Origin of the sequence: Xanthomonas sp. LMG 12459 (genome assembly GCF_009192905.1) — a bacterium.
Lineage (GTDB): Bacteria > Pseudomonadota > Gammaproteobacteria > Xanthomonadales > Xanthomonadaceae > Xanthomonas_A > Xanthomonas_A sontii.
In genome coordinates, this window is the sequence record NZ_NSGT01000055.1 from 14,666 (window position 1) to 29,884 (window position 15,219).

The window sequence follows — 15,219 nt, forward strand, 5'->3', positions numbered from 1 at the left end:
GCTGGGCGGCGTGCTTAAGGCCGCGTTGGCTCAAAGCTGCTCAAAAATCGATGCAGCGTCCGTTTTTCTCCCAGTCGCCGTAGCGCGTCGGCTCGAGGCCGCCGCGCCCGCCGATCTCCCGCGGCGCAGGCTCGGTCTGCGGAGGGGTGTCCTCGGCGGGCCGCTGCGTTTCGGGATCGGACTCGGGTGTGGGGGTTGGTTGGCCTATCATGCGGGTCTCACAACTCGTCAATTTTAGTCCTCCCCTCTCGTGCCTGACAACCTGAATCTGGAATCCGGCGGTTTTTCCGCCCTGCCACACCTGCAATACGTCGCATTGCGCGGTCCGGATGCAGCGGCCTTCGCGCATGCGCAGTTCGCCAACGACGTGCAGGCGCTGGCCGTGGGCCAGTGGCAGTGGAACGCCTGGCTCACCGCCAAGGGCCGGGTGATCGCGGTGTTCGCGCTGCTGCGCCAGGCCGACGACGCCTTGCTGATGCTGCTGCCCGACGGCGGCGCCGAGGACCTGGCGACGGCACTGGGCCGCTTCGTGTTCCGGCGCAAGCTGCGCCTCACTGTCGAGGACGCGCTGCATGCCTTCGGTCGGATGAGCCTACCGGACCAGGCCCGGGGCGCGATGTCGGCGCACGATGAGGCCGGCGTGATCGAGCTGGACATGGGCAGCGACGGCCTGCCGCGCACGCTGCGCCTGGTACCGGCACCGATGTTGGATGCACCGGCGGCCGATCCGGCGCTGGCGGCAGCCTGGCGCGCGGCCGACCTGCGCCTGGGCCTGACCCGGCTTGCGCCGAGCCAGCGCGAACAATGGACGCCGCAGCAACTGGGCCTGGACCGGCTGCACGCCTTCAGCGTCAAGAAAGGCTGCTACCCCGGCCAGGAAATCGTCGCCCGCACCCACTTCCTGGGCAAGGCCAAGCGCGCAGCGCAATTGCTGGAGGTGGACGAAACGGTCGCGATCGACGCGCCGGTGCTGCGCGACGGCCAGCCATTCGGCAGCCTGGTCAGCGTCGCCGGCAGCCTGGCATTGGCGGTGCTGCCGCTGGACGAGACACCGCCGACGGGGCTGGACGTCGACGGCCACCCAGCGCGCTGGCAGCCCCTGATCGACGGTCTGGCGCGCTGAACGCGCGCCGTTACGCCAGATTTGCTTACGGCTGTTGCGAATCCCCAATCCCCAATCCCAACTCCCGCGCCTCCAGGCGCCCCCCACTCTCGCCATCGAAGAAGTGCAGCGCATCACCGCGCACCGCCACCCGCAGGCGCTCGCCCAGGCCCGGCAGCGCGCGCGGCGCCACCCGCATCACCAGCGGCTGCGCGCCGTGGCTGAGATTGACGAAGATCTCGTTGCCGACCGGCTCGATCACCTCGATAGTCGCCTCGAAGCCACCCTGGCCCTCGTCGCTGGGCTGCAGATGCTCCGGCCGCACGCCGATCGCCAGCTCCCGGCCCAGCCACTGCGGCGCGATCTGCGCACCCGGCAGCGGCACCCGTCCGCCATCCTGCAACTGCAGCTGCAGGCCGCCCTCCTCGACCAGCCGCCCGCGCAGCACGTTCATCGCCGGGCTGCCGAGGAAACCGGCCACGAACAGGTTGGCCGGGCGGTCGTACAGCGCCATCGGCGTGTCGATCTGCTGGATCACCCCATCCTTGAGCACGACGATGCGCTGGCCCAGGGTCATCGCCTCGACCTGGTCGTGGGTGACGTAGATCATGGTGGTGCCGAGCTTGCGGTGCAGTTGCGCGATCTCGGTGCGCACCGAGTGGCGCAGCTTGGCGTCCAGGTTGGACAGCGGCTCGTCGAGCAGGAACACCGCCGGCTCGCGCACCAGCGCGCGGCCCAGCGCCACGCGCTGGCGCTGGCCGCCGGACATGGCGCGCGGCAGCTTGTCCAGCATCGGGGTCAGGCCCAGGGTGTCGGCGGCGGCGGCCACGCGCTGGCGGATGACCTCCTTGCTCTCGCCGCGCAGCTTGAGCCCGAACGCCAGGTTCTCGGCCACGGTCATGTGCGGATACAGCGCATAGCTCTGGAACACCATGGCGATGTCGCGGTCCTTCGGCGCCACCTCGTTGACCACGCGCTCGCCGATGCGCAGCTCGCCGCCGCTGATCTCTTCCAGGCCGGCGATCATGCGCAGCAGCGTGGACTTGCCGCAGCCCGAGGGCCCGACCAGCACCATCAGTTCGCCGTCGGCCACTTCGAAGCTGGCCCCGTGCACGGCGACCTGGCCGTTGTCGTAGACCTTGCGGATGTTGTCCAGTTGTACTTTCGCCATGTATCCGGTTTCCGGCAGTGAGGAACGGGCTGCCGCCGGTCCCTCCCGAGGGCAGTGCATACGAATTCGGGTCGCATCATGCCCGCGCGCAGGCAACAATGGATCGCGATGCGGTATTCTGCCATGTAACCGTTTTCACGGGGCAACATCGAGCCTGGGAGGGCATGCAATGCGATCCGCCAGCCGCCGATCCGGCGCGCGCCCGTCATCCTGCGGGATGACAGCCGACCTGCAGCATGAGGCATTGGAGAGGTATGCTCAGAGGTCTGGCAGTCGTATTCATCTCCTGGATCGTGCGTTCCCGCCTGGCGGCCCTCCCGCGTCACGCCCTCGCCCGAACCGGCCGGATACAGGCCGTCGCCGCCGTCCGCTTTCCCACGCCACGTCACTCCTAGCCCCCAGGTGATCGACACCATGTCACCCGAAACCGAAACCCGGTCGATGCACGATACCTTCCTGTTGTTCGGCGCCACCGGCGATCTGGCCCAGCGCTACCTGTTCCCCTCGCTGCTGCGCATGCTCGACGACGGCTTCCTGCCGGAAGACTTCCGCATCCGCGCACTGGCGCTGTCGCCGCACGACACCGCCAAGTTCCACGAGATCCTCAAGCCGCGCCTGCAGGCGGCGATGCCGCAGATCGGCGAATCGATCGTGCAGGCGCTGCTGGCGCGCATCGACTACCGCTCGGTGGACCTGCGCGATGCCGAATCGGTGGCCGCCGCGGTGCGCGACCTGACCGCGCGCCGCTGCGTGAGCTACCTGGCGATCCCGCCGGGGCTGTACATCAGCACCTGCCAGGGCCTGGCCCTGGGCGGCGCCCTGGCCGCACCGCACCGGCTGATGCTGGAGAAGCCGATCGGCCACGATTCGGACAGCGCCCGCGAGATCGTGCAGGCGATCGGCGCGCTGATCGACGAGGACCGCGTGTTCCGCCTGGACCACTACCTGGGCAAGGCCGCGGTGCAGAACCTGATCGCGCTGCGCTTCGGCAACACCCTGCTGGAAGCGGTGTGGAACCGCAACTACATCGAATCGGTGGACATCCTGGTCGCCGAGAGCGAGGGCGTGGACGGCCGCGACGCCTACTACGCGCGCTCCGGCGCGCTGCGCGACATGGTGCAGAGCCATATCCTGCAGTTGCTGTGCCTGGTGGCGATGGAGCCGCCGGCGTCGCTGGAAGCCGACCGCATCCGCGACGAGAAGGTCAAGGTGCTGCGCGCGCTGCGTCCGCTGAGCGCCGAGCATGCCGCCCGCGACAGCGTGCGCGGGCGCTACACCGCCGGCACCATCAACGGCCAGCCGGCGCAGGCCTACCAGCCGCCGGAAGGCAGCGACGTGGAGACCTTCGCCGCGGTCACCGCCTACATCGACAACTGGCGCTGGGCCGGGGTGCCGTTCCGGCTGTGCACCGGCAAGCGCCTGGCCGAGCGCTCCACCCGCGTGGTGGTCACGCTCAAGCCGGTCACCCACTGGCTGTTCGAGCGCCCGGCCGCGCAGCAGGTGGCGCCGAACCGGCTGACCTTCCAGCTGCAGCCGCAGGAGAACATCGAACTGGGACTGATGAGCAGCCTGGCCGGCCCGGAATGGGGCGCGCTGGAACTGCAGCCGCTGGAACTGGAACTGTCGGTGCCCACCGGCCTGCACCGGCGCATCGCCTACGAGCGGCTGATGCTCGACGCGCTCAACGGAAACCATGCGCTCTTCGTGCGCGACGACGAAGTCCGCGCCGCCTGGGCCTGGATCGACAGCGTCAGCGCCGCCTGGGCGCAGGCGCACCTGCCGCTGCTGCCCTACCCGGCCGGCAGCTGGGGGCCGGAGGAAGCGAAGGCTTACGTGTCCTGCGACCAGTCCGGCGCCGCGCCGAAGGTCGCGCAATGAGCGCGCCGCAGCGCCCGGTGCTGGTCGCCGACATCGGCGGCACCAATGCCCGTTTCGCCCTCGCCGATCTCGACGCTTCGGTGCCGCTGCTCGACGACAGCACCCAGACCTACGCGGTGGTGGAATTCCCGTCGCTGGGCGACGCCGCCCGCCACTACCTGGAACAGACCGGGGTGGACGCGCGCAGCGGCACCTTCGCGGTCGCCGGCCGCGTCGATGGCGACGAAGCGCGCATCACCAACCATCCGTGGGTGATCTCGCGGGCGCGCACCCGCGCCATGCTCGGCTTCGACGAACTGCACCTGATCAACGACTTCGCCGCGCAGGCGATGGCGATCAGCCTGCTGCGGCCGCAGGACGTGGTCCAGGTCGGCGGCGCCAGTTGGACGCCGTCGCCGGTCGAGGTGCCGCGCAACTACGGGGTGATCGGCCCCGGCACCGGGCTGGGCGTGGGCGGCCTGCTGATGCGCGGCGGGCGCTGCTTCCCGCTGGAGACCGAGGGCGGCCACGTCAGCTTCCCGCCGGGTACGCCGGAGGAGATCCGCATCCTGGAACTGCTCTCGCAGCAGTTCGGCCGCGTCTCCAACGAGCGCCTGATCTGCGGCCCCGGCCTGGTCAACATCCACCGCGCGCTCAGCGAGATCGCCGGCGACGATCCGGGCCCGCTGCAGCCGGAGGACATCACCGCGCGCGCCGCGCAGGGCGACTACCGGGCGATGCGCACGGTGGACGTGTTCTGCGCCGTGTTCGGCGCCATCGCCGGCGATCTGGTGCTGATGCAGGGCGCCTGGGACGGCGTGTTCCTGACCGGCGGGCTGGTGCCGAAGATGCTCGACGCGATCCAGCATTCCGGGTTCCGCCAGCGCTTCGAGCACAAGGGCCGGTTTTCGTCGATCATGGCGCGGGTGCCGTCGCTGGCGGTGATCCACCCCCGTCCCGGCCTGCTCGGCGCCGCCGCCTACGCGGTGGACGCCGCGCGGCAATCCCCAGGAGCCATCGCATGAGCCCCACGCTGTCCGACCGCATCACGCTGATCCGCTACGACGATCCGGACGAATGGATCGACGCGGCGGCGGCCGAGATCGGCACTGCGCTGCGCGAGGAGATCCAGCGCCGCGGCGGCGCGCGCCTGCTGCTGTCCGGCGGCACCACCCCGGCGCCTGTGTACCAGGCGCTGGCCGAGTTGCCGCTGGACTGGTCGAAGCTGGAAGTCGGCCTGGTCGACGAGCGCTGGCTGTCGCCGCAGGACAGCGACAGCAACGCCTACCTGGTCCGGCACAGTCTGCTCGACCGCGCCGAAGAGGCGCGCTTCGAACCGCTGGTGCGGGTCGGCAAGCCGCTGCAGGACTGCGTGCACGCGGCCAATCTGCACGCGCAGCACGCCCCGGCCCCGTGCATGGCGGTGCTGGGCATGGGCGGCGACGGCCACACCGCCTCGCTGTTCCCGGGCGCCACCGACCTGAACAAGGCCCTGGCCAACCCGCTGCCCTACGCCACGCTCGACGCCACCGGCTGCCCCGGCGCCAACACCTGGCCGCTGCGCATCACCCTGACCCCGGCCGGCCTGGCGCCGATCGGCCAACGCATGCTGCTGTTGCGCGGCAAGCAGAAGCTGGAGGTGCTGGAGCGCGCGCTGGCCGGCACCGACCCGCACGAGTACCCGATCCGCGTCGCCTTCGATACGCCGGGTGCGCGCCTGCGCGTGCATTGGTGCGAGTGAGGCCGGGATTGGGGATTGGGGATTAGGGATTCGCAACGGCTGCGCGCTGACGCTTTTCCGCTCTTCCGATTCCCCTTACCGATTCCCGCTCTTCCGCTTCCCGCTCTTCCGCTTCCCGCTCTTTCGATTCCCGATTCCCGTTTCCCGATTCCCCCCTTCATAGCCACGTCCGCCAATGAGCCTGCATCCGACCCTCCACGCGATCACCGAACGCATCCGCCAGCGCAGTGCGCCGTCGCGGCGCGCCTACCTGGCCGGCATCGACGCCGCGCTGCGCGACGGTCCGTTCCGCAGCCGCCTGAGCTGCGGCAACCTCGCCCACGGCTTCGCCGCCTGCGGCCCCACCGACAAGAGCCGGCTGGAAGGCGGGATCACCCCCAACCTCGGCATCATCACCGCGTACAACGACATGCTCTCGGCGCACCAGCCGTTCGAGCACTACCCGGAGATCATCCGCAGCACCGCGCGCGCGCTCGGCGCCACCGCGCAGGTGGCCGGCGGCGTGCCGGCGATGTGCGACGGCGTGACCCAGGGCCGGCCGGGCATGGAACTGTCGCTGTTCTCGCGCGACGTGATCGCCCAGGCCACCGCGATCGGCCTCAGCCACGACATGTTCGACACCAGCCTGTACCTGGGCGTGTGCGACAAGATCGTGCCGGGCCTGCTGATCGGCGCGCTCGCCTTCGGCCACCTGCCGGCGGTGTTCGTGCCGGCCGGGCCGATGACCCCGGGCATCCCCAACAAGCAGAAGGCCGAGGTGCGCGAGCGCTACGCCGCCGGCCAGGCTACCCGCGAGGAACTGCTGGCCGCCGAGTCGGCGTCCTACCACGCCCCCGGCACCTGCACGTTCTACGGCACCGCCAACTCCAACCAGGTGCTGCTGGAAGCGATGGGCGTGCAGTTGCCCGGCGCCTCGTTCGTCAACCCCGGCACCCCGCTGCGCGAGGCGCTGACCCAGCAGGCGACCGAGCGCGCGCTGCGCATCACCGCCCTGGGCAGCGACTTCCGCCCGCTGGGCCGCCTGATCGACGAGCGCGCCATCGTCAACGCCGTGGTCGCGCTGATGGCCACCGGCGGCTCCACCAACCACACCATCCACTGGCTGGCGGTGGCGCGCGCGGCCGGCATCGTGCTGACCTGGGACGACCTGGACGCGCTGTCGCAGCTGGTGCCGCTGCTGGCGCGGGTGTACCCGAACGGCGAGGCCGACGTGAACCACTTCGCCGCCGCCGGCGGCATCGGCTTCGTGTTCCGCGAGCTGATGGACGCCGGGCTGATGCACGACGACCTGGCCACCATCGTGCCGGGCGGCATGCGCGCCTACGGCGACGAGCCCTGCGTGCAGGACGGCAAGCTGGCCTACGTGCCGAGCCCGGCCAAGAGCGCCGACGAGGCCGTGGTACGCCCGGCGTCCAACCCGTTCGAGGCGCAGGGCGGCCTGCGCCTGCTGCGCGGCAACCTCGGCCGCTCGCTGATCAAGCTGTCGGCGGTGAAGCCGCAGTTCCGCACCATCGAAGCGCCGGCCGTGGTGATCGACGCGCCGCAGGCGCTGAACAAGCTGCACGCCGCCGGCGCGCTGCCGCACGACTTCGTGGTGGTGCTGCGCTACCAGGGCCCGCAGGCCAACGGCATGCCGGAACTGCATTCGCTGGCGCCGCTGCTGGGCCTGCTGCAGAACCAGGGCCGGCGCGTGGCGCTGGTCACCGACGGACGCCTGTCCGGCGCCTCCGGCAAGTTCCCCGCGGCCATCCACGTGACCCCGGAAGCGGCGCGCGGCGGCCCCCTGGCGCGGGTGCGCGAAGGCGACATCGTGCGCCTGGACGGCGAGGCCGGCACCCTGGAAGTGCTGGTGGACGCCGCCGAGTGGGCCGCACGCCCGCTGGCGCCGAACACCGCGCCGGCCGCGCACGACCTGGGTCGCAACCTGTTCGGGCTCAACCGCCGCATGGTCGGCCCGGCCGACCAGGGTGCGCTGTCGATCTCCTGCGGCCCGCCGGCCGCCGACGGCGACCTGTGGAACTACGACGCCGAGTACGACCTGGGCCGCGATGCCGAGGCCGCCGCCGCGCCGCACGAAGCCAAGGACGCCTGACCGGCGCCGCCGTTCGCCCTACCCCGCCCCGGCCGTGCGCGGCCGGAGCCTCGCCCCCCTTCGCAACCGAGACGCCCATGACCATCGCCGAACACCAGACCAAGGCCGAACAGCTGCTGCGCGCGGCCGGCATCCTGCCCGTCGTCACCGTCCACACCCTGGAAGAAGCGCGCCGCGTCTCGGCCGCACTGCTCGAAGGCGGCCTGCCGGCGATCGAACTGACCCTGCGCACGCCGGTGGCGATGGAGGCGCTGGCGATGCTCAAGCGCGAACTGCCGGACATCGTGATCGGCGCCGGCACCGTGCTCAACGCCACCCAGCTGCAGCAGTCGATCGACGCCGGCGCCGACTTCATCGTCACCCCGGGCACCACCCCGACCCTGGCCGACGCCCTGGCGCAGGCGCCGCTGCCGGTGGTGCCGGGCGCGGCCACCCCGAGCGAGCTGCTGGCGCTGATGGAGCGCGGCTTCCGCGTGTGCAAGCTGTTCCCCGCCTCCGCCGTCGGCGGCCTGGCGATGCTCAAGGGCCTGGCCGGCCCCCTGGCCGACCTCAAGCTGTGCCCCACCGGCGGCATCGGCGAGAGCACCGCCGCCGAGTACCTGGCCCAGCCGAACGTGGTCTGCATCGGCGGCTCGTGGATGGTGCCCAAGGACTGGCTGGCCGACGGCGCCTGGGACAAGGTGCGCGAGAGCTCGGCGAAGGCGGCGGCGATCGTGGCGGCGGCGCGGTAGCGCCTAGCCGGGAATCGGGAGTGGGGAATCGGGAATCGTTAAAGCCAGAACCTCGGCTCTCACAACTCGATACTCCAGAAAGAAAAAAAGCGCCGGCATGCCGGCGCTTTTCTTTTGCTGTTGCGATTCCCGATTCCCCACTCCCGATTCCCGGCCTCACCGCACCTCGATCTGCACATCCGCCGGCAACGCGTGGATGCGAAGTTCGCCGTGCTCCCACTGCGCCGCTTCGCCGTTGACCAGGGTGCGGCCCGGTTCGCCCGGGTACGGCCACGGCAGCACCAGGCCGCCGCTGGGCATGCGCAGGCCCTCGGGGATGTTCAGCAGCAGGCGGTTCTTCTGCCGCCGCAGCTGGTAGCTCAACGGCCCTTGCGGGGTGCGCAACTGTTCGATCGCCACGCCCTTGCCGTCGAGCCAGTCGGCGGGGATGCCGGCGGCCAGCACCAGGCTGTCGTCGACGTCGCGGGCGTAGGCGAACATGTCCAGCACCGAGCGCACGAAGTCCGAGGCGACCCAGGCATGCGGCAGGTCGCCGAGGAAGAACGGCTTGCGCGGCGTGCGCGACACCACTTCGGCCCACTGGTTCCATGGCTGCGGCGTGCGGTCCTTGAAGAAGAACTGCGTCGCCTCCCACGCGCGCTCGCGCCAGCCCAGGCGCACGAACGCCGACACGTTGCGCCACTCGTACGGCGTGTAGTCCTTCCACTCGCGGGTGCCGTCGCGGCGGCCGACGAACTCGCTCCAGTAACGCTCGAAGGTGTTGTCGAGCAGCGCCTGCGGCAGCCGGCCCTGCTCGCCGCCCGGGGCCAGCGCGATGGTGGACGAGGTCGGATCGAAATCGCCCAGTTCCGCCGAGCCCGGCAGGAAGTCGATGTGGTGCTGCTGGGTGGCCGCGTCCAGCGAGGCATACAGGTCCTGGCGGAACTGGTCGCGCGAGGCGGCGAAGTGCGCGGCATCGTCGATGCGGCCGAGTTCGGCGGCGATGCTCACCGCGTCCTTGTAGCCGCGCAGCGCCCAGAAGTTGTCCCAGTACGAGTGCATCGGCTTGGCCGAATAGCCCTCGTGGCTGATCGACACCGGCATCATCCCGTAGAAGGCCGCGTTGCGCGCGCGGTTCTCGTCGGTGCGCTCGCTCAGCCGCAGCTGTTCCATGTAGGTGTACGCGCCGAGCACGTGCGGCCACATCTGTTCCAGGAAGGCACGGTCGCCGCTGTAGCGGTAGTAGTCGGCGACGCTGTAGATCAGTTCGCCGTGGCTGTCGTTCTCCGGCACAGGATCGCTGCCGCGGTCGTCCACGCAGCACGGCACCATGCCGTTGGCGAACTGGTACGGCGCATACCACTCCACGTACTCGCGCACCACGTCGGCGCGGCCCAGCCGCAGCAGGCCTTCGGAGATCATCGCGCCGTCGCGGATCCAGCTGCGCGAGTACGAACGCGTGCCCGGCTGCAGGCGCGGCCCGATCCGCGAGATCAGCATGTGCGCCAGCGCGGTGCGCAGCGTGTCGGTGACCGCCTTGCCCTGCGCCGGCACGTGCAATTGCACGCGGTCCAGCTTCTCGTGCCACTGCGCGGCGACCTGCTGTTGCGCGCGCGCCGCGTCGAAGCCTGCCGGCACGCCGGCGTTGCCGGTCTGCGGGATCACCAGCGCCACCTCGCGCACCTCGCCCGGGGCCAGCCGCCCGCGGTACAGCAACGCGCCGGAGGCCAGGCCGTCCGGATCCTGCGCCTGCTGCGGCAGGCCGCTGGCGTCGGTACTCAGCCGTTCGACGTCCATGCCGGCGTCGAACGCGCTGGCGTAGGCGGCGTCCGGCTTCTGCACCGCGAACACCCGCGGCTGGCCGTTGACCTGCACCTGCGTGCCGGCGAAGGCCAGCGAGCGGATCGGGCTGACCCCGCCGACCGTGTTGAGGAACTGGCTGGGCGGATTGACCTGGAACGGACGCACCGCCAGCGCCAGGGTGTAGTCGTGCGGCTGCTTGCTCGGGTTGCTGAGCCGGTAGCGCGCCACCAGTTGCGCCTGTTCCGGCTCGCCCTGCACGAACGCGGTCACGCGCAGCGCGGCGTTGTCGTGGGTCCAGTCCACGCTGGGAATCGGCAGGTAGTCGTCCTGCAGGCTCTGCGCCGTCTTGACGTCGGCCCAGCTCAGGCGCTTGCCGTCCAGCAGCAGGAACGGCTCGATGCTGAAGCCGCCCTTGCCCACCTCGATCGCGCCATCCTCGCCGACCAGGCCCTGCTCGCGGCCGCCATCCAGGCCGACGATGGTCCAGTACGGCTGCTCGCCGCTGAAGCCGCGCGGGAACCAGCCGCGGGTCGATTGCGCCGCCACCGACTTGATGAAGTCGTTCTGGGTCGCGGCGAAGGCCAGCGGCTGCAGCGTGATGTCGGCGATGCCGTAACGGAAGCTGGGGCCGTCCTGCAGGTCGAAGCGCACGTAGCGCGCCTCGGTTTCCGGCAGCGCCAGCCAGTCGGTGCCGCCGTTGCCGGCGGTCACGCTGCGCAACTCGCGCCAGCTGCGCCCGTCGGCCGAGCCCTGCACGGTGTAGCGCGAGGCATAGACGCCCGGCGCCCACTGCACCTTGGCGCCGCCGAACTCGCGCACCTTGCCCAGGTCCAGCATCACCGTCTGGGTCTTGGCGTTGCCGCTGTACCAGACGGTGTCGGGCTTGCCGTCGGCGATGCGCTGCTCCAGCGCCGGCGCGGTATCGGTGTTGACCTTGACCGTCAGCGGCGAGGTGTCCTGCGGCGGCAACGGGGTCAGGGTCAGCTGATCGAAGCACACCGTGCCGGCGCCACCGACCTGGTTGTAGATGGTGAACTCGATCTGTGCGCTGCGGGTCAGCTCCTTCTCCGGGCTCGGTCCCCAGGCCTTGTCGATCTGCCGCTTCTTGTAGGTGACCGTGCTCCACTGCGTGGGGAAGTCGTAGTGCGGCCGGTTGACCCACCACACGTTGTCGCCGCTGGCGTCGACCAGTTTGAACTGGAGGTCGTTGCTCGGCGACTCGCCGCGCAGCTGGAACGAAAACTGGTAGTTGTCCGGGTACTCGATCGGCACGCTGCGGCGGATCCCGGCATAGCCGGACACGCCGTTGAAGTCGTAGTCCAGGCACAGCGCCTTGGCGCGGCCGCCGCTGGGCGCCTGCACCAGCCGGGTCGAGGCGGTGACCTGGTTGGAAACGACGATCTGCCACTTGTCCAGATCGTTGAAGCTGTCCAGCGTCACCGTGGAGGTCGGCGGCGCGGCGACGGCATGGGTGGCCGCCAGCCCCAGCATCGCCAGCATCGCGCGTGCGCACGTCATCGCCATCCCGTCCCTCATCGCCTTCCCCGTCGCTGTCGTTTCGTTGCGTGTCTGCTTGTATGTGTCTGTGCATCCCAGCGGGCATCGCACCCATCGGCGCCCCACGGCATCGCCTTGCATGTTGTCGCGGCTGAAGCCGCTCCTACACGTCAGGCCCAGCCATCCATGGCCGGGCGTTCGGCGCAACGCGCGCCAGTGGCGCGCAAGCGTTGCGCCTCACCCCTTCACGCTGCCGAGCAGCAGGCCCTGGATGTAGTAGCGCTGCAGCGCCAGGAACAGCGCCAGCACCGGGACCACCGTGACCACCGCGCCGGCCATCATCATCTCTACGTCCATGATGTGCTCGCGCGACAGCGCCGCCAGCGCCACCGGCAAGGTGTAGTGCTCCTGGTCGGTCAGCACGATCAGCGGCCACATGAAGTCGTTCCACGCCGCCATGAAGGTGAAGATGGTCAGCGTCACCAGCACCGGCTTGAGCATCGGCAGCACGATCTGGAAGAAGATCCGCAGCTCGCCAGCACCGTCGATACGGGCGGCCTCCAGCAGCTCGTCCGGGATCGAACGCGCGTACTGGCGCACCAGGAAGATGCCGAACACCGTCGCCAGCGCCGGCACGACCACCCCGCCGAAGTTGTTGACCAGGTGCAGCTGCTTCATCAGCAGGAACAGCGGCAGCATCGCCACCTGCGCCGGGATCACCAGCGCCGCCAGCAGGATCTGGAAGATCCGTTCCTTGCCGACGAAGCGCAGCTTGGCGAAGGCATAGCCGGCCATGGTGTTGATCAGCAGCGAACCGAAGGTGATCGCGCACGACACCAGCAGGCTGTTGGCGAAGTTGCGGGCCATGCCGGTGCGCGAGAACAGCTCTCCGTAGTTGGCCAGGGTGGCGCCGGTGGGCAGCATCGGCGGCGGGAAGCGACTCGCTTGCCCGGCCGGCATGAACGACACCGACACCATCCACAACAGCGGCGCCAGGCTGATCACGGCGAGCAGCAGCAGCCCGCCGTTGACCAGCAGCGTGTTCCAGCGCGAGGCGCCGATCTCCCGGCTCATACCAGGTCCCTCTTGCGGCCGAAGCGCAGCATCACCGTTGTCACTCCCAGGATGATCAGGAACAGCAGGAACGCCACCGCCGACGCGCGGCCGAGGTTCCACCACTTGAAGCCTTCCTCGAACATGTAATACAGCACGCTGACCGTGCTCTGCAGGGGATCACCACGGGTCATCACGTAGGGTTCGGCGAACAGCTGGAAGTAGCCGGACACGGTAATCACCCCGACCACCAGCAGCACCGGCCCCAGCATCGGCAAGGTGATGTGCAGGAACTGCCGCCACTTCGAGGCGCCGTCGATGCGCGCGGCCTCGTACAGGTCCTGCGGGATGGCCTGCAGGCCGGCGAGGAAGATCACCATGTTGTAGCCGAAGTTCTTCCACACCGCGAACAGCATGATGGTCGGCATCGCCCAGTGCGGGTCGCCGAGCCAGTCGATCGGGCCGATGCCCAGGTGCGCCAGGCCGTAGTTGACCAGGCCGTAGCTGGTGTGGAACAGGTAGCGCCAGATCACCGCCACCGCCACCAGCGTGGTCACCACAGGCGCGAACAGCGCGGTGCGGAACAATGCCTTGAAGCGCGCCACCGGCGCGTTCAGCAGCAGCGCCGCGCCCAGCGAGGCGCCGATGGACAGCGGCACGCCGACGATCACGAAGTACGTGGTGTTCCACAGCGACTTCCAGAACATCGGCGTCTGCAGCAACTCGATGTAGTTGCCGAAGCCGACGAAGCGCAGGTTGTGGCGGTCGGCCAGCGAATACAGGTCGAAGTCGGTGACGCTCAGCGCCAGCGCCGACAGCACCGGCAGGCCGAAGAACACGCCGATCACGATCAGCGCCGGGCCGGCGAACAGCCAGCCGATCAGGGAACCGCGCTTCATGGCGCCGCTCCCGCGGCCGGCGCCGCCGTGCCTTCGCGATGCTGCTGGTGGATCCAGCGGCGTTTCTCCAGGATCTCGTCGACCCGCTTGTCCAGTTCCCGCATTGCCTTCTCCTGCGGTTCGCCGCCGCGCACCACCCGCTCGGTGGCCAGCCGCATCTCCTGCACGATGCGCTCCCACTCCAGGACCTTCGGTGCCGGCTTGACCCGCTCCAGCTGATCGCGGAACGCGTGCGCCAGCGGATCGTCGGCCAGCGACGGATACGCCCAGGTGCTGCGCCGCGGCGGCATGTCGCCGATCAGCGCGTGGAAGCGCGCCTGGATCTGCGGCCGCGACAGGAACTCGATCAGCTTCCACGCCGCGTCCTTGTGCTCGGACTTGCGGAAGATCACCAGGCTGGTGCCGCCGGCGATGCCGGCGCCGGGGCCGTCCGGGCCCGGCAGCGGCATGGTGCCCCACTGGTCCTTGAGCGCAGCCGGCTGCACCTTGCGGAACTCGCGGATGTTCCACGGGCCGGAGATGTAGAACGCGTAGAACCCGTTGAAGAATTCGTCCCAGACGTTGGAGATCTGCGTCTCCGACATCTTCGGCGCCCAGCCCTGGTCGAACATGTTGGCGTAGAACGCCAGCGCCTTGCGGAAGCCGGGGCTTTCGAAGTTGCCGTAGTTGTTGTGGTCGCGCAGCAGCGGATCGGGTAGCTGCAGGCCCAGCGACAGTTGCTGCTCGAACTCGTTGAGCGGCATCAGGATGGCATAGCGCTTCGGCCCGACATGCTTCTTCACCGCCGCCATCGCCTGCTCCCACTCGGCCCAGGTCTGCGGCAGCTTGGTCACCCCGGCGTCGCGCAGCATGTCCTTGCGATAGAACAGCAGGCGCGTGTCCACGTACCAGGGGATGCCGTAGAGCTGGCCATCGATGACGCTGGTGTCCCAGATGCCGGGGAAGTAGTCCTTCGGGTCGACCACCTTGGAGCGCTCGACATAGGGCTGCAGCGGCTGCAGCGTGCCCAGTTCGGCGAATTCCGGGATCCAGGTGTTGCCCAACTGACACACGTCCGGCAGGCCGTCGGCGGCGAAGGCGGTCAGCAGCTTCTCGTGCGCGGCGGTCCACGGGATGTTCTGGATGTCCACGTGGATGCCGGGATTCTCCTTCTCGAACTCCGGGATCAGCTCGGCCACCACCTCGGCCTCGCGGCCCATCGCCCAGAACCGCACCACCTCGCCCTGCGGCTCACGCGCGCACCCGCACACGGCCACCATCAGCAAGCCCAGCGACACCCAACGACCGATCATGC

Annotated in this window: 12 protein-coding genes; 6 read left to right on the forward strand and 6 right to left on the reverse strand. The window is 69.7% G+C overall.

Annotation, left to right across the window (positions count from 1 at the left end):
• Nucleotides 1-40: 40 nt before the first annotated feature.
• The gene (locus CEK65_RS21345; protein WP_318526716.1) at nucleotides 41-349 is read right to left on the reverse strand and encodes a DUF1674 domain-containing protein; all 309 of its coding nucleotides are present in this window, start codon (nucleotides 347-349) and stop codon (nucleotides 41-43) included.
• Here CEK65_RS21345 and CEK65_RS13235 point away from each other — a divergent pair.
• Nucleotides 251-1,123, forward strand: coding sequence for a folate-binding protein (locus CEK65_RS13235; RefSeq protein WP_193314786.1), 873 nt, complete (start codon nucleotides 251-253; stop codon nucleotides 1,121-1,123). The two genes, CEK65_RS21345 and CEK65_RS13235, sit on opposite strands and share 99 nt — an antisense overlap.
• Nucleotides 1,124-1,148: 25 nt before the next feature.
• Here the strand turns inward: CEK65_RS13235 and ugpC are convergent, their stop codons facing one another.
• Nucleotides 1,149-2,273, reverse strand: coding sequence for a sn-glycerol-3-phosphate ABC transporter ATP-binding protein UgpC (ugpC, locus tag CEK65_RS13240; RefSeq protein WP_152182030.1), 1,125 nt, complete (start codon nucleotides 2,271-2,273; stop codon nucleotides 1,149-1,151).
• A 441-nt stretch (nucleotides 2,274-2,714) separates the two neighbouring features.
• On the opposite strand from ugpC, the gene zwf reads away from it, so the two are divergent.
• The 5 genes from zwf to CEK65_RS13265 all read left to right on the forward strand — a co-directional run bounded on the left by zwf (nucleotide 2,715) and on the right by CEK65_RS13265 (nucleotide 8,694).
• The gene (zwf, locus tag CEK65_RS13245) at nucleotides 2,715-4,151 is read left to right on the forward strand and encodes a glucose-6-phosphate dehydrogenase (RefSeq protein ID WP_193313979.1); all 1,437 of its coding nucleotides are present in this window, start codon (nucleotides 2,715-2,717) and stop codon (nucleotides 4,149-4,151) included.
• The gene (gene glk / locus CEK65_RS13250; RefSeq protein WP_017917730.1) at nucleotides 4,148-5,155 is read left to right on the forward strand and encodes a glucokinase; all 1,008 of its coding nucleotides are present in this window, start codon (nucleotides 4,148-4,150) and stop codon (nucleotides 5,153-5,155) included. Before zwf ends, glk begins: the two co-directional genes overlap by 4 nt.
• Nucleotides 5,152-5,871 (forward strand): 6-phosphogluconolactonase, encoded by a 720-nt coding sequence (gene pgl, locus CEK65_RS13255; protein ID WP_017917731.1) that lies wholly within the window; start codon nucleotides 5,152-5,154, stop codon nucleotides 5,869-5,871. The genes glk and pgl overlap by 4 nt, the downstream gene beginning before the upstream one ends.
• A 175-nt stretch (nucleotides 5,872-6,046) precedes the next feature.
• Nucleotides 6,047-7,963, forward strand: coding sequence for a phosphogluconate dehydratase (edd, locus tag CEK65_RS13260; protein WP_148828437.1), 1,917 nt, complete (start codon nucleotides 6,047-6,049; stop codon nucleotides 7,961-7,963).
• A 77-nt stretch (nucleotides 7,964-8,040) separates the two neighbouring features.
• Nucleotides 8,041-8,694, forward strand: coding sequence for a bifunctional 4-hydroxy-2-oxoglutarate aldolase/2-dehydro-3-deoxy-phosphogluconate aldolase (locus CEK65_RS13265; protein ID WP_152182031.1), 654 nt, complete (start codon nucleotides 8,041-8,043; stop codon nucleotides 8,692-8,694).
• Between the two features lie 156 nt (nucleotides 8,695-8,850).
• Here CEK65_RS13265 and CEK65_RS13270 read toward each other — a convergent pair whose 3' ends face one another.
• The 4 genes from CEK65_RS13270 to CEK65_RS13285 all read right to left on the reverse strand — a co-directional run bounded on the left by CEK65_RS13270 (nucleotide 8,851) and on the right by CEK65_RS13285 (nucleotide 15,217).
• Nucleotides 8,851-11,967: a discoidin domain-containing protein gene (locus CEK65_RS13270; protein ID WP_193314788.1), complete on the reverse strand. Its 3,117-nt coding sequence runs from the start codon at nucleotides 11,965-11,967 to the stop codon at nucleotides 8,851-8,853.
• A 243-nt stretch (nucleotides 11,968-12,210) separates the two neighbouring features.
• The gene (locus tag CEK65_RS13275; RefSeq protein WP_017909683.1) at nucleotides 12,211-13,047 is read right to left on the reverse strand and encodes a carbohydrate ABC transporter permease; all 837 of its coding nucleotides are present in this window, start codon (nucleotides 13,045-13,047) and stop codon (nucleotides 12,211-12,213) included.
• Nucleotides 13,044-13,925, reverse strand: a complete 882-nt coding sequence (locus CEK65_RS13280) for a sugar ABC transporter permease (protein WP_010342668.1) — start codon at nucleotides 13,923-13,925, stop codon at nucleotides 13,044-13,046. Before CEK65_RS13280 ends, CEK65_RS13275 begins: the two co-directional genes overlap by 4 nt.
• Complete coding sequence (locus tag CEK65_RS13285; protein WP_152182041.1) at nucleotides 13,922-15,217, reverse strand: sugar ABC transporter substrate-binding protein; 1,296 nt, start codon at nucleotides 15,215-15,217, stop codon at nucleotides 13,922-13,924. Before CEK65_RS13285 ends, CEK65_RS13280 begins: the two co-directional genes overlap by 4 nt.
• Nucleotides 15,218-15,219 lie beyond the last annotated feature (2 nt).